Source organism: Brassicibacter mesophilus, assembly GCF_050433385.1.
Classification (GTDB): Bacteria; Bacillota; Clostridia; order Tissierellales; family Proteiniboraceae; genus Brassicibacter; species Brassicibacter mesophilus.
The window spans coordinates 90324-105748 of record NZ_JBNPXI010000013.1 but is presented as its reverse complement, the minus strand read 5'-3'; the positions used below and the strand labels follow the sequence as shown (position 1 = coordinate 105748).

Annotated in this window: 15 protein-coding genes; 13 read left to right on the top strand and 2 right to left on the bottom strand. The window is 31.4% G+C overall.

Annotated features, from left to right (window positions below; genetic code table 11):
• Nucleotides 1-7: 7 nt before the first annotated feature.
• Nucleotides 8-1009: an asparaginase gene (locus tag HNR33_RS13980; protein WP_429084423.1), complete on the bottom strand. Its 1002-nt coding sequence runs from the start codon at nt 1007-1009 to the stop codon at nt 8-10.
• Between the two features lie 497 nt (nt 1010-1506).
• Between HNR33_RS13980 and HNR33_RS13975 the strand changes: the two genes are divergently transcribed.
• The 5 genes from HNR33_RS13975 to HNR33_RS13955 all read left to right on the top strand — a co-directional run bounded on the left by HNR33_RS13975 (nt 1507) and on the right by HNR33_RS13955 (nt 7562).
• Nucleotides 1507-2664, top strand: a complete 1158-nt coding sequence (locus HNR33_RS13975; RefSeq protein ID WP_429084422.1) for a cysteine desulfurase family protein — start codon at nt 1507-1509, stop codon at nt 2662-2664.
• 5 nt (nt 2665-2669) lie between these two features.
• Complete coding sequence (gene thiI / locus HNR33_RS13970; protein WP_429084421.1) at nt 2670-3839, top strand: tRNA uracil 4-sulfurtransferase ThiI; 1170 nt, start codon at nt 2670-2672, stop codon at nt 3837-3839.
• Nucleotides 3840-3990: 151 nt separating this feature from the next.
• Nucleotides 3991-5376, top strand: a complete 1386-nt coding sequence (locus HNR33_RS13965; protein ID WP_429084420.1) for a sodium-dependent transporter — start codon at nt 3991-3993, stop codon at nt 5374-5376.
• Nucleotides 5377-5548: 172 nt separating this feature from the next.
• Nucleotides 5549-6139 carry a TetR/AcrR family transcriptional regulator gene (locus HNR33_RS13960; protein WP_429084418.1) on the top strand — a complete coding sequence of 197 codons (591 nt, stop codon included), beginning with the start codon at nt 5549-5551 and terminating at the stop codon, nt 6137-6139.
• 76 nt (nt 6140-6215) lie between these two features.
• Nucleotides 6216-7562, top strand: coding sequence for a radical SAM/SPASM domain-containing protein (locus HNR33_RS13955; protein ID WP_429084416.1), 1347 nt, complete (start codon nt 6216-6218; stop codon nt 7560-7562).
• A gap of 72 nt (nt 7563-7634) precedes the next feature.
• Here HNR33_RS13955 and HNR33_RS13950 read toward each other — a convergent pair whose 3' ends face one another.
• Nucleotides 7635-8501 carry a DMT family transporter gene (locus HNR33_RS13950; protein WP_429084414.1) on the bottom strand — a complete coding sequence of 289 codons (867 nt, stop codon included), beginning with the start codon at nt 8499-8501 and terminating at the stop codon, nt 7635-7637.
• Nucleotides 8502-8720: 219 nt separating this feature from the next.
• Between HNR33_RS13950 and HNR33_RS13945 the strand changes: the two genes are divergently transcribed.
• From HNR33_RS13945 to HNR33_RS13910, 8 genes are all read left to right on the top strand, one after another.
• Nucleotides 8721-9284, top strand: coding sequence for a LemA family protein (locus HNR33_RS13945; RefSeq protein ID WP_429084412.1), 564 nt, complete (start codon nt 8721-8723; stop codon nt 9282-9284).
• Between the two features lie 14 nt (nt 9285-9298).
• Nucleotides 9299-10078 (top strand): TPM domain-containing protein, encoded by a 780-nt coding sequence (locus HNR33_RS13940; RefSeq protein ID WP_429084410.1) that lies wholly within the window; start codon nt 9299-9301, stop codon nt 10076-10078.
• A gap of 207 nt (nt 10079-10285) precedes the next feature.
• Entirely contained in the window at nt 10286-11242 is a 957-nt protein-coding gene (locus HNR33_RS13935) for a metal ABC transporter solute-binding protein, Zn/Mn family (protein WP_429084408.1), read from the top strand.
• A 1-nt stretch (nt 11243) separates the two neighbouring features.
• On the top strand, nt 11244-11993 hold the full coding sequence (locus tag HNR33_RS13930; RefSeq protein ID WP_429084406.1) for a metal ABC transporter ATP-binding protein: 750 nt from the start codon (nt 11244-11246) through the stop codon (nt 11991-11993).
• A 43-nt stretch (nt 11994-12036) separates the two neighbouring features.
• A complete protein-coding gene (locus tag HNR33_RS13925; protein ID WP_429084404.1) occupies nt 12037-12864 on the top strand; it encodes a metal ABC transporter permease in 828 nt (275 codons plus the stop codon).
• Nucleotides 12857-13297: a Fur family transcriptional regulator gene (locus HNR33_RS13920; protein WP_429084403.1), complete on the top strand. Its 441-nt coding sequence runs from the start codon at nt 12857-12859 to the stop codon at nt 13295-13297. The genes HNR33_RS13925 and HNR33_RS13920 overlap by 8 nt, the downstream gene beginning before the upstream one ends.
• A gap of 68 nt (nt 13298-13365) precedes the next feature.
• Complete coding sequence (locus HNR33_RS13915) at nt 13366-14646, top strand: glycosyl hydrolase family 18 protein (protein WP_429084402.1); 1281 nt, start codon at nt 13366-13368, stop codon at nt 14644-14646.
• Between the two features lie 220 nt (nt 14647-14866).
• Nucleotides 14867-15406, top strand: coding sequence for a helix-turn-helix domain-containing protein (locus HNR33_RS13910; RefSeq protein WP_429084401.1), 540 nt, complete (start codon nt 14867-14869; stop codon nt 15404-15406).
• Nucleotides 15407-15425: the final 19 nt, after the last annotated feature.

Sequence of the window (15425 nt, the reverse complement as noted above, 5' to 3'; positions counted from 1 at the left end):
GCCACTTCTATTTATAACTTTTAGTATAAACATCTCTTTCAAACATTTCTTTAATTTTTTCAACATTGCTTGTTATGCTCAAGGCAAGCATTAATTTGATTCTTGCTTTTTGGCCAGGTAAATTGCTACCAAATATCGTTCCTACATTTCTTAGATTTTTTCCACCACCTGGATATCCATAAGTATCTAACACCCTTCCAGTAGGGCACCTGGAGACAATGACAACAGGTATATTTTTCTCTATACATTTTTTTACTCCATCAAACATTTCAAAAGGGATATTTCCCCTGCCTAATGCTTCAATTACAATACCTTTATATCCAGAATCAATGCAATAATTAATTAAATCAGAGTCCATTCCGGCTGCGCATTTTAAGAGAGCTACTTTCGGCTCAATATTTTCAGTTTCTATGTGGTCATGGTTGATTATGTCTCTATAAAAAATTACTTCGTCATTATCTACTATTCCTAGAGGACCAAACTCAGGAGATTTAAAAGTATCTAATGATAAGGTGTTTGTCTTTGTTACCTCTGAAGCTGCATTTACTTCGTTATTCATAACAACAAGCACACCTTTATTTCTAGCCTCTTTAGATATGGCAGTACATATTGCTGCAGAAAGATTGCTAGGACCATCATATCCAAGCTCAGAAGAGTTTCTCATTGCTCCTGCTACTATTATAGGTTTTTCGGACTTTATAGTTAAATCTAATAGATAGGCAGTCTCTTCAAGTGTATCAGTTCCATGTGTTATGACTACACCAGTAATATCATTTCTAGAAATCGTTTTCTTTGTTAAGCTTAAAAGTTCTATCATTTTATGAGGCGTTACATGAGGGCCTGGTAATTTACCGAAGCTAATTACTTCAATCTCGGCAACCTTTTCAATATTTGTAACCATTGCCATTATTTCCTCACTTGATAATGCTGGTATAGCAGCATTCAATCTAGGATCTACTTTCATTGAAATTGTTCCGCCAGTAAATATTACAGCCACCTTGTTAGACAATTTTAAGACCTCCTTATATTAGTTTAAAACAAATTACCTTTTTTATTTTAACATATAGTTCTTATAAAAACATTAAAATACAATAATAAAAAATACAGTAATAAAAAAGAAAAACAAAAAAAGACTCATTCGAGTCTTTTTTTGTGCATTCCCATCACAGGATGCGAAGTAAAACCGTTCAAAAGGGGTATTGGGAATAGAGATCTTATTTGAGGTTACCAGGGGGATAACCACAAACAAATTATAACAAAATGCGACATAATCTGCAATACTTTTTATGAAAATAATTATAATTTTTTTGTTTTCATTATTAACTTTTAAGTTTTGTGAATTTCTTATATAATAGAAATGCAAAATATATTGAAATTCTTAAAATATTATATAAAAAATATTGTTTTATATAATAATACTTATAAAAGGTTATATATAAGGCATTTTAGTAATAAATTTAATATTTTAATATTATCTTGTGTAAATAGATAGCTAGAGGTGATTAAATGAAAGTATATTTAGATAATAGTTCAACTACAAGGCCAAGGGACGAGGTTATAGATGAAATCAACCATATGCTAAAAGTTGATTTTGGTAACCCATCATCATTGCATAGAATGGGACTTGAAGCTGAGAAACGAATAGAGGGCTCTAGAACTATTATAGCTGACTATTTAGGTGTTAGAAAAGATGAGGTGTTTTTTTCTTCGGGCGGTACAGAATCTAATAATGTGGCAATACAAGGATTAGTGAACAAATATTCGAAACGAGGAAAGCATATTATTACGTCAAAGATAGAACATTCATCAGTTTTAAATACTGTAAAACAATATGAAGATAGAGGATATAGAGTTACGTATCTCGATGTCGATGAACATGGAATTATTGATTTAGAACAACTAAGGCAGAGTATAGATAACGAGACCATTCTTGTTTCTGTTATGTTTGTTAACAATGAAATTGGAACTATTCAGCCTATTGAAGAAATAAGAAAAATAATTAGTAAGAGAAACAAAGATATCAAGCTTCATGTGGATGGAATACAAGCTTTTGGTAAAATTGATATGGATATTAAAAAACTAGGTATAGATGTTTTTACATTTAGTAGTCATAAAATACACGGTCCTAAAGGGGTAGGAGGGATATATGTAAGAAAAGACATAATGCTTGCTCCAATAATTTTCGGAGGAAATCAAGAAAAAGGCTTAAGGTCAGGTACTGAAAATGTACCAGGTATAGTTGGCTTAGGTAAAGCAGTGGAGATAATTAATGAAAACCATGTAAGCGAGAAAAAAAATATTTTAGATATAAAAAAATATTTTGCAGATAAAGTCATGGAAAATATTGAGGATATTATAATTAATAGCTTCTTAGACGATAGATGTGCTCCACACATATTAAATATATCTTTTTTAGGTGTTAGAGGAGAAGTATTGCTTCACTATCTTGAGGATGAAGGTATATTTGTTTCAACTGCATCAGCGTGTTCGTCACACAGCAAAGGAAAAAGTCATGTATTAGCATCTATTGGACTAAGTGATAGAGAAATAGAAGGAGCTATTAGATTTAGCTTTGCATATTCTAATTCACGTGATGAAATTGAATATGTTGTTGATAGATTAAAAAAATCTGTTTTTGAGATTAGAAAAATAACTATGAGGTGATTATTTTGGATAGAGTAGTAAGTGTTAGTTTTGGTGAAATTGCATTAAAAGGACTTAATCGGTCATATTTTGAAAATAAATTAGTTAGGCATATAAAAAATGCTATAAAAGATTTAGGAAAATCGAAAATATATAAGGAATTAGGGAAAATTTTTATTGAAGCAAATGAACAGAATATTGATACTATAACAAATAGATTAAGAAAGGTTTTTGGTATAGTATATATAAGTCCATGCTATAGAATTGAAAAAGACATAAATGAAATAAGTGAAAGTGCAAAAAGAGTGCTAGAAGAAGCAGTCATCCAGAAAGGTATAAAGACATTTAAAGTTGAAGTAAATAGAGCAGACAAGAGATTTCCTATTAAATCCCCTGAGCTTGCTAGGGAAGTCGGTGCTCAACTTCTTAAGAGTGTTGAGAACGTTAAAGTTGATGTACATAAACCAGATGCTTACGTACACATAGACATAAGGGATAAGTGCTACGTATATACTGATAAAATAAAAGCTTACGGAGGCTTACCACTTGGAACAAATGGTAAAGGTTTACTATTATTATCTGGTGGAATAGACAGCCCAGTTGCAGGATTCTTAATAGCTAAAAGGGGTGTAGAATTAAGCGCAATACATTATCATAGCTATCCTTTTACAAGTGAGAGAGCTGAGGAAAAAGTTAAAAGTCTTGCAGGTATTTTGTCACGATATTGTGGAAACATAAAGCTATATAGTGTGAATTTACTTAATATCCAAAAGGAAATCAACGAAAAATGTCCTGAAGATGAAATGACTATAATTTCTAGAAGGTTTATGATGAGAATTGCAGAAGCAGTTGCAAAAAAAGAAAATATAGATGCCTTAATTACAGGTGAAAGCTTAGGTCAAGTAGCTAGTCAAACCATTAAAGGCTTGAATGTAACCAACGCATCTGTTCAAATGCCAGTATTTAGACCGTTGATAGGTATGGACAAAGTTGAAATAACTGAGATAGCTAAGGATATAGAAACTTTTGAAACATCTATTTTACCATTTGAGGACTGCTGTACAGTTTTTCTACCAAAGCATCCAGTAACAAGACCAAAGCTAGATGAAATTGAACAGTCTGAAAGCGTGTTAGATGTTGATAAATTAATAAATGAAGCAGTAGATAAAATGGAAGTGCATAATATTATTCCATAAAACAGCTTAACAGCTGTTTTTTTGTTTTATGCGACTCATCATATTAAAACCTTGATATTTCTTTATATTGCCATTGACATATTAGAGGTTAGGTGCTAAATTATAAATATTACAAAAAAGTAACAAATGTGACAAGTTAGTCGACTATTTTATGGATGTATGCCAAGCAATAGAAAGAAAGGGTGGAGATATGAAAAGAGAAGGATTTGGGTCGCGAATTGGTATTATAGCTGCAGCAGCAGGATCAGCAATAGGCTTAGGCAACATATGGAAATTTCCTTATGTAGCAGGTAAAAATGGTGGTGCTGCGTTTATTTTTGTATATTTAATATGTATTATGATTATAGGTATTCCTATTATGTTGTCTGAATTTATTCTTGGTAGAAAAACACAATCAAATGCTGTGAGGACTTTTAAGAAACTAGCTCCTAATAAACCCTGGTATATGACTGGGATAATGGGAGTTGTATCTGCATTTATTATTTTATCTTTTTATTCTGTTGTTGCAGGATGGGTGTTTTCATATATTTCTAGAACTATTACTGGATCTCTTATAAAGGTTGCACCAGAACAGTTAGCAGATTATTTTGGGACAATAATAAGCAATCCTATTGAACCAATAATGTGGCAATTTTTAGTTATATTTTTGACAGCCTCAATTGTTATTGCTGGAGTGAAGGATGGAGTGGAAAAGTACAGTAAAATTCTAATGCCTATATTATTGGGAATATTAGTTATATTAATGTTTCGTTCATTAACACTAAATGGTGCCAATAAAGGTATAGAGTTTTTACTTAAGCCAGATTTTTCATCCTTATCTGCAAAAGGAGTACTGGAAGCTTTAGGACATGCTTTTTTTTCTCTTAGCTTAGGTTTGGGAGCAATGATGACATATGGTAGCTATATAGACAAAAAAGAGAATTTAATATCTACTGCCATACAGGTAACTATTGCTGATACTGGAATTGCTTTGATGGCAGGATTAGTGATCTTTCCAGCAGTTTTTGCATATGGATTTGAGCCTAGTTCTGGACCATCATTATTATTTATAACTTTACCAGCTGTTTTTAGAGAGATGCCGCTGGGAGGCATTTTTCAAGCACTATTTTTTATTTTAGTAGGTATTGCTTCATTAACATCTACAATTTCAATGCTAGAGGTAATAGTTGCCTTTTTTACTGAGGAATTTAATATTAGTAGAAAGAAAAGTACTGTACTATTATCAATAGTAGTATTCATTATAGGTATGCCAAGTGCATTATCATTTGGAGTAATGAGTGATATGAAGATTTTGGGTAAAACGTATTTCGATTTATTTGACTTTACTGCATCAAATATACTTTTACCTTTAGGAGGGTTACTAATCTCAATATTTGTTGGATGGATATGGGGTGCTAATAAAGCTGTTAAAGAAGCAACTAATGACAATACAATTACTTTTAGGATGGCAAATGTATATACCTTTATTACAAAATACATCGCGCCAATTGGAATTCTAATTATATTTTTATATGCAACTGGAATCATAAAGATATAGAAATGAGCCTTAAGGCTCATTTCTTGTTTGAGGAATAAACTAGGACATGCAAGCATACATTATATTAATAATTTTACACAAAAGTAAAAAATAATTTATTATATTGACATTAGTGTCGAATATGATAAAATAAAATCAACGTAGATGTCGAAAAAAGGGAAGGAGATATTAAGTGCCCAAAATAGTAAATTATGATGAGAAAAAGCATGAGATTGCTGAAAATGCTGTTAATGTGTTTATAAAAAATGGATATCATAAAACTAAACTTTCAGATATAGCAAAAAAATGTGGTATGGGTCGAACTACACTTTATCAGTATTTTGAAAACAAAGATGAAATATTTAGCTTTGTAATAAATCATACTTCACTTGAATTCAAGTCATATTTAGAGGAAGTTGTTAATGAAAGAGAGATATCTTTTTTTGATAAGATAAAAAAAATAATTAATGATCTAATACGTGAATCAAGTAATAATAAGCAAATTATTATTATGTTAGAGCTATGGCTTGTGCTAAAAATGGAAAATGCCAAAATAGCAAATGAAATTCGCTTTAATGCACTTGAACTAAGAAGAATGTTCGAATATTTATTGAGTGAAAGTGAGAAGAGAGGCGAAATAAAAAAAGTAAATAATGAAGCTATGGCTAATACACTATATGCATTAGTTGAATCTCTTGTACTACAACAATTCTTATTTTCTGATTTAGATGCTAAACAGTGTATATCTTCTATTGAGATTTTAGTTGAAGGATTAAGGATATAATTTTTTTTAGTTTTTATGGACACGAATGTCTATAAAAACTAAAATGTCAATTTAAATATTGAAAAGGGGGATAATAATGAAATCAGCTAAACAGTTAATTAGCACAGTGTTATTAAAAGAAGGAATAAACTATTTAGAAAAGAATCCAATAGACAATTTTCCCAAATTGTTAAATTGGGCAGATAAAGTAGTTGTTGAAGAAAACCATAAACAAATACTTCAAAATGTAAAACTATTATGGAAGGAAGAAAATAACAACTGGAAAGATTTTATAACTAAAATACTTACAGAGTTACATCCAAATGTAAGAAGAAAATTCATGACTAATTTCTTTTTAAACGCTACTATTTTAGGTATTCCTGATGCAAACAAACTAGAGAAGAAGCACGACTGTAATATCCCTTGGGCTATTTTGATGGATCCTACTGCAGCGTGTAACTTAAAATGCACAGGATGTTGGGCAGCAGAGTATAATAAGTCAGACTCATTAACAAATGAAGAACTAGATAGAATTATAACTGAAGGTAAGCAATTAGGAATTTATATGTACATCTACTCTGGTGGAGAACCTCTTGTAAGAAAGGACGATCTAATAGCTTTAGCAAGAGAACATGATGATTGCATGTTTCTTGCATTCACTAATGCAACATTAGTAGATGAAAAGTTTGCAAAGGAGCTTCAAGAGGTTGGAAATTTTGCTTTAGCTATTAGTGTAGAAGGTTTTGAAGAAGAAACAGATATGAGACGCGGGAAAGGGACATTTAGAAAAGTCATGGCGGCAATGGATATACTAAAGAAATATGGTATTGGTTATGGTTTCTCTACTTGCTATCATAGTAAGAACACTGAAGTTATAGGTTCTGATGAATATATTGAATTTATGCTTGAAAAAGGATGCTTGTTTGGATGGTATTTTACATATATGCCACTGGGGAAAGATGCTGTAATGGAATTATTGTCAACACCTGAGCAAAGAGAATATATGTATCATAGAGTTAGAGAGATTAGAAAAAGCAGACCAATTTTTGTACTAGATTTTTGGAATGATGGAGAATATGTAGAGGGTTGTATTGCTGGAGGGAAAAATTATTTTCATATTAATGCTAGTGGGGATGTAGAGCCATGTGCATTTATCCATTACTCTAACGTAAATATAAAAGAGACAGATTTATTAAGTGCGCTTCAATCTCCATTATTTAAGCAATATGCAACTAATCAGCCTTTTAATCATAACCATTTAAGACCATGTCCACTATTAGACAATCCAGAGAAGCTAAAGCAAATGGTGTATAGCTCAAATGCTTATTCAACACAGCCAATTGACAAGGAATCTGTGGAAGAGCTAACAGAGAAATGTATTGATGTTTCTAATGAGTGGAGCGTGACAGCTGATAGGTTATGGAATGAAAAAAATAACAGATAACATAAAGTGAACTGCCCGCTGCCTATTTGGCAGGGAGCAGTTCACTATGTTATACATTATTCCTGTTAAGAGCTATTTGTTATTGTTAAGAGTACTTGTACTTACTCTAAAACGATAGTTGATATATCCAGCAATTATTATTAAAGTACCACCAAGAAAGCTTAAAAGGTCAGGAACTTCATTCCATATGATGAATCCAATTATTATTGAAAAAACTATATTAACATATGTATATATTGATAGTTCGCCTGCTGGGGCATATCTGTAAGCATATGTTAATAAAAATTGGGCAGTGGTTGCAAATACTCCGATACCAATTAATGAAATTAACTGAATAGCACTAGGAATTGTAAAATTACTAGCAAGCATAATTGGTACTGTTACAAGTGTAGAAAATAAAGTAAAATAGAAAACTATAACATCAGGAGAATCAGTGTGTCTTAAGTGTCTTATTGTTGTATATGCCGAACCAGCGAAAAATGCTGAAGTTAGACCTATTAGTGCAGGTATCAAAGAGAAATTAAATCCTGGTTTGATTACTAATAATGCACCTGCGAATGCTAAAATTATAGTTACAAATTGATTTTTCCTTATTTTCTCACTTAAAAATATTGCAGATAGAATAATAACAAAAAATGGAGACATTTTGTTTAGGATTTCTGCTTCAGCAAGTGGCAATTTAGATATTGCATAGTAGTTGCATGCTACACCTAAAAGTCCGAAAAAGCTTCTTAGAAATAGTGAGCCTTTATTGTTGCCAATAAAAGATTGTTTTTTCTTTATTATTACTAAGCTAGCTACTATAAGCCCTACAGCATTTCTAAAAAACATTTTTTCAACAACACTTATGCCATGTAGTGATTTAACAGTTGCGGACATTAGTGCAAAAAAAAGTGATGCAGATATAATTAATAAAATTCCTTTTGATCTATTTTCCATAGTCTACTCCTTTCTAAACACACAATAGTATTTTACTTCAAAATAGAATTATTATAAAGTCATATATAAAATAAAATTAAAAACAGTTTAATAATAATAAAATATTTGAAATATAAATATAGAGTAATGGAAAAAAGTACTCATTTATAGTAATATATTAAATATACCCTAAAGTTGACTCAAAATAGCATGATATTTAAAGTAAAGGAGAATGTTATAATGAAAAAAGGTTTAATGACTTTGTTTATAGTATTAGCTGTAGTATTGGTTATAGTATTCATATTTGCAGGGAGCTATAACAGTTTAGTTCAGCTTGATGAAGAAACAAATGCTAAATGGGCACAGGTTGAAAATCAGCTTAAAAGAAGAGCTGACTTAATTCCTAATTTAGTAAATACTGTTAAAGGATTCGCTTCACAAGAGAAAGAAGTATTAATAGGAGTAACTGAAGCAAGAAGTAGACTAGAAACTGCTAAAGGTCCACAAGAATATGCTCAAGCGAATGCTCAGCTTTCAACTGCTCTTGAAAGACTAAATGTGGTTGTAGAAAGGTATCCTGAATTAAAGTCAAACGAAAACTTTATTAGATTACAGGATGAGCTAGCAGGTACAGAAAATAGAATAGCAGTAGCTAGAATGGATTATAATGAGTCAGCTAAGGTTTATAATAATAAAGTAAGAAAATTCCCAAGTAACATTTTTGCTGGAATGTTTGGATTTGACAAAAAAGAATACTTTGAAATAAGTGAGCAAGATAAAGATGTTCCAGAAGTCAATTTTTAAGTAGGGTGGATTAAATGAAATTGAATAGGCTGAAAACTATTTTAATTGTACTGGCACTACTAACACTTGTTAGTAGTGCGGTAATTGCAGATGACTTTCAATTACCTAAACCAAATAAATATTTTTATGTGTATGATGAAGTCGGTGTTATAGGCAAAAGTACAGCAAATTATATTATCCAGGTTAATGAACAGCTTTATGATAAAACAGGCTCTCAAATAGTTGTAGCAGTTGTAAATTCACTACAGAACAGAACTGAGCAAGAATTTGCAGTTGCACTTTTTAGAGAATGGGGCGTAGGAAATAAAGACAAAAATAATGGAGTACTAATATTAGTTGCCCCAAATGAAAAAAGGTTGTGGATAGAAGTAGGATATGGATTAGAAGGAGCTTTACCTGATGGTAAAGTAGGTGAGATAAGAGATAAGGAGATATTTCCATATTTTAAAGATGGAGATTTTGAGAATGGGGTTCTAAATGGATTTAACAGTATACTTTCAGCTGTAGCTAATGAGTATGACATAGATTATAGTACTAATGGAGCACCAATTTATGAAGATAGCAGGGCGGACAAAAAAGATATAGGTATTTTTAGAAACATTAAAAACATACTAATAGTTATTGGTATTGTGCTGTTTTTGATCCTTGACCAGATATTTTTTAGAGGTTTTTTTACAATGATGCTTCTTCGAATAGCCATGAGAGGAGGCTTCCGCGGCGGAGGAGGAAATGACCGCGGTAATAGCGGTGGTGGAGGCTCTTCAGGCGGTGGTGGAGCTGGAGGAGGATGGTAAAAACGTAGATATTTATTTATCTACGTTTTTTATTTTTGTGTATAGTTAAGTAATTATATGGTAACAAATATTAAAAAAGAATAATAAGCTGTGAGAGGTTAAAACAGCCCATAAATATAACATGTTAAGTTTGTTTTATTTTGGGTAAATTTATAAAATAGATGCAAATGCAAATAATTTGCATCTATGAAAAAGGAGGTTAAGTTTATGAAGAAAATACTAATCTATCTAATAATAGCAGTCATTACTTTTTCAAGTGGATGCAGCATTAATAGACCTTTGAAAAATAATTTTGAGGGTAAGTCATCCAAGATTCAAGTTTATGCAAGTTTTTATCCTCTATATTTTGCTGTACAAGAAATCGGGCGAGATAAAGTTGATTTGTATTCCGTAATTCCTAATGGAGTTGAGCCTCATGACTATGAACCGACTATTAGAGAGACTGCAAGAATTGAGAATGCTGATCTATTTATATATAATGGTGCTGATATGGAACCATGGGGAGATAAGCTAGCAAAAACGCTTAGGACAAAAAACATAGCAATAATAAATGCTAGTGAGCAAGTTGATCTTCTAAGGATAGATGAAGACGAGCACCATGACTCACTTCATAGGGACGAAGAAAATCACGTTCATGGAAACTATGATCCGCATTTATGGTTAAACCCATTAAACATGGACAAAATAGGATACGTCATTAAAGAACAGCTTTCTTCTGTGGATAATGTTAACAAGGATTTCTATGAAAATAACTATAAAGACTTTTCTAATAAACTTAGAGAGCTAGATAATAAATACACAAAAGAACTAAAAAATAAAAAAAGAGATACAATATTAGTTTCTCATGAAGCGTTTAACTATTTATCTAGTAGGTATGAATTTAAGCAGATATCAGTTTCAGGAGTTACTCCACACGAAGAGCCTACACCGAAGACACTTGCTAACTTGATTGATTTAGCTGTTGGTAAAGATTTCAAATATATTTTTCTTGAAGTATTAGCAAGTCCTAAAACTGCTGAAATGCTGGCAAAGGAAGCAGACTTAAAAGTACTCGTCTTAAATCCTATAGCAGGATTAACGGAAGAGCAGCAGAAAAAAGGTGAAAACTATTTTACACTTATGGAGCAAAATTTAGAGAATATAAAAAAGGAATTGGTGCAGTAGCATGCCAGAAATAATTGTTAATATTAAAAACATGGATTTTAGCTATGGTAAAAATAAGGTGCTAGATGATGTTAATATTCAAATCAGCAAGGGAGAATATGTGGGAATTGTAGGGTCTAATGGTTCAGCAAAAAGCACTTTACTCAAGCTTATTCTAGGTCTACTGAAGCCAGATAGAGGTAAAATTGAAATGTTTGGAACAGATATTAATAACTTTAATGAATGGAGCAGGGTTGGATATCTTTCACAACAGGTTAGGAATTTTAACCTTACTTTTCCTGCAACTGTGGAAGAAGTTGTTGGAGTTGGAATGTATTCCAAGATGGGATTTTTGAAAAGAATAACACCTAGCATTCGTGAGAAAATTGATAATGCATTATTAGCTGTAAATATGCAAGACTATAAACACCGCTTAATAGGTAATTTATCTGGAGGACAGCAACAAAGAGTATTTATTGCTAGACTTCTTATAAATGACCCTGAGATAATTTTTATGGATGAACCTTTAGTAGGAATTGACAGCAAGTCTCAGGATGATTTTTACATTTTGATGGATAAACTTAACACAGAGCTAGGAATAACATTAGCAATGGTTTCTCATGATATCGGAGTTATAACAAATAAAGTTAATAAGCTTGTGTGTATAAGCGAAGGTAAAGTCTATATTCACAATCCAAAAAGCTTTATACATGATGCTAATGATAGCAAGATTTTTGGTGTAGACAAGACTATTATTACTCATAGACACTAGATTAGGAGAGGTTCAAATAATGGAAATATTGTCATATTCTTTTATGCAAAGAGCATTAGTTATTGGTATAATTGTATCGCTAATTTGTTCTACTGTTGGTCTTTTTCTTGTACTAAGAAGATTTTCAATGGTCGGAGACACATTGTCTCATGTAGCCTTAGCTGGTGTTGCACTTGGTATGGTAACTAATATTTATCCTGTTTATACAGCTATATTTATGTCAGTTGGAGCATCTCTTATAATAGAAAGATTGAGGAGAGAGTATGAAAAATATGCTGAATTATCTTTGGCTATTATCCTTGCTGCTGGAATTGGAATCGCAAGTGTACTAATTAGTGTAGGCAGAGGAAAAACAAGTGGTATTATGAGTTATCTATTTGGCAGTATTTCTTTAGTAACCATAGAAGATTTGTATGCAGTTATACTATTGGGTTTTATTATAATTGGTTCAATAATATTTTTGTATAGAGCTTTATTTTATATAACATTTGATGAAGAAAGTGCAAAACTAAGTGGAGTATCAGTAAAGAAAATAAATCTTTATTTTTCAGTGTTAGTTGCTTTATCCATAACAATATCAATGAGGATTGTTGGTATCTTATTAGTCTCATCCTTGATGACAATACCTGTAGCTACTAGCTTGCAGGTTTCCAAAAGTTTTAAGCAGGCTTTATTATACGCTAATCTATTTGGATTAGTTTCAGTAATTATTGGATTAGTATCTTCGTTCTATCTTGATATTGCACCTGGAGGAACTATAGTAATTACATCCTTATTCATTTTATTAATAGTAATTACTATAAAAAATCTGCTAGTTGCTTTCGACAAAAAATCACGAAATAATGAGTTTAGGGGTTGTAAGTATGAATAAATTATTTACAATATACGATACAATAAAAAGCAATGGGTATAAGATTACTAATCATAGAAAAGAGATAATTAGAGTTCTTATGGATAATAATGAATATTTGTTAGATGCATCAGACATATATGAAAAGTTAATTAAGGTAAATAAAGAAATTAATTTCTCAACCGTATATAGAAACATTGAGATGTTAACTAAAATCGGAATTATTAAGAAAAATAATTTGGAAAATGGTAAAAGTGCTTACCAACTAGTAATTGGAGACAAACATGGTCATCAACTTATATGTAAGGCTTGTGGAAAGGTTAAGACTATAAACGATTGTCCTTTTGAAAAAATTGATAAAGAAGTATTTGACAGAAATGACTTTATGCCAGATTCTCATAAATTCGAAATATATGGTTTTTGTAAAAAGTGTTTAAATGAGAGATGTAAATGACGTCATTTGTATCTATTTCTTACCTTATATCATATATTAAATTGAAAAGATAAAAAGGTGGGATTAGCATGTTTATTCATGTAGTAAAACCAGGTGAAAGCTTATACTCAATCTCTAGAATATATAATATGTCTCCAACACAAATTGCAATTGATAATGAAATTCGGAATATTGATAGATTGGTTATTGGGCAAGCCATTGTAATAGCAAAAGAAACTATAAATCATACTGTAACTGCTGGTGAATCTTTATACCAGATTTCTAGAAGATACAATGTTCCAGTATCTGAGATACTAAGGGTAAACCCACAAATAACTGATCCAGGAACTATATATTCAGGTCAAGTGATAACCATTCCTTCCCAAATAAGAAAAGATGGAACAATAGAAGTAAACGGCTATGCTTTTCCTAATATTGATTCCACAGTTTTGAAGAAAACTCTGCCGTACTTGACTTATTTAAGTATTTTCAGCTATCAGGTGAAACAAGATGGAAGTTTAACTACGATAAATGATGAAGCATTAATAAGTACAGCTAAAGAGGCCAATGTAGCACCTATGATGGTAATTACTAATATTGATCCTGGTAAAGGATTTAGTAGTGATATAGCAAGAGCTGTACTTACAAATCAAGATGTGCAGAATAAATTGATAGATAATATTTTGGAAGTCTTAAAAGCGAAAGGGTATTATGGACTAGATATTGATTTTGAGTATGTTTATCCAGAGGATAGAGAAGCATATAATAACTTCCTAAGAAGAATTTCTACAACTCTTCATAACTCAGGATATATATTGACTACAGCGCTAGCGCCTAAAATATCTGCTGAGCAAAGAGGGGTACTTTATGAGGCACATGACTATCCTGCTCATGGTAGATATGCGGATCATGTAATTCTTATGACATATGAATGGGGATATACTTTCGGACCTCCAATGGCTGTGGCACCTATAAATGAGGTAAGAAAAGTATTGAACTATGCAGTAACTGCAATTCCACCAAAGAAAATATTAATGGGTATTCCTAACTATGGATATGATTGGACACTGCCATATGTAAGAGGTACTAGAGCTCAAACAATTTCTAATACAGGAGCTGTTGACCTTGCTGCAAGAGTAGGAGCTATAATACAATATGATCCAAAAGCACAAGCTCCTTATTTCTATTATTATGATAGAGATGGTAAACAACATGTCGTTTGGTTTGAAGATGCTAGAAGTATAATGGCTAAATTAATGTTAGTACAAGATTACAACCTTGGTGGAGTTAGTTACTGGACTATAGGGAGGTATTTTCCTCAGAATTGGTTAGTGTTACAGTCTATGTATGATGTTAGAAAGCTATTATAGTGGTAATAATCAATATGGAAAATTTAATATTCCTTGAGATTAATTTTTATCAGCTTAAAATGCACGAACAGAGTGCATTTTTCTTTTTTTTGCTTACTAAATTTATTATTGACTTTTTTATTTTATTTTGATTATAATATATTAGTCGAATAGAATGGTTTAGTAATTATAAACATAAAGTTTAATAAAAGAACGGGTTAACATAGTTAGGGGGATAATTGTGAAAATTGGTGAAAAGATTAGACGGTTAAGAGTTAAAAATTCTTTAACTCAAGAAGAGTTGGCAAATAGATGTGAGCTTACTAAAGGTTTCATTTCTCAAGTTGAAAGAGACTTAACATCCCCATCTATTGCTACATTAGTTGATATTTTAGAAAGTCTTGGGACAAATTTAAGAGATTTCTTTAATGAAATAGAACAGGAAAAAATAGTGTTTACTAAAGATGACGTTTTTGTTACTGAAAATGATGAGTATAAGTATGAGCTTAACTGGCTTATTCCTAATGCTCAGAAAAACCTCATGGAGCCTATTCTTTTAGAGCTTGATGTAGATGGAAGCTCAAAGGAAGATTATCCTCATGAAGGCGAAGAATTTGGGTATGTGATATCTGGTAGTATTTTCGTACATATAGGTAATCAAAAATATAAGGCTAAAAAGGGCGAAAGCTTTTATTTTAAAGCAAATGCAAATCATTTTATTGAAAATATAGGAAAAACTAAAGCAAAAGTTTTGTGGGTGAGTACACCACCAAGTTTTTAATTGAACTGGGGGGGATTAT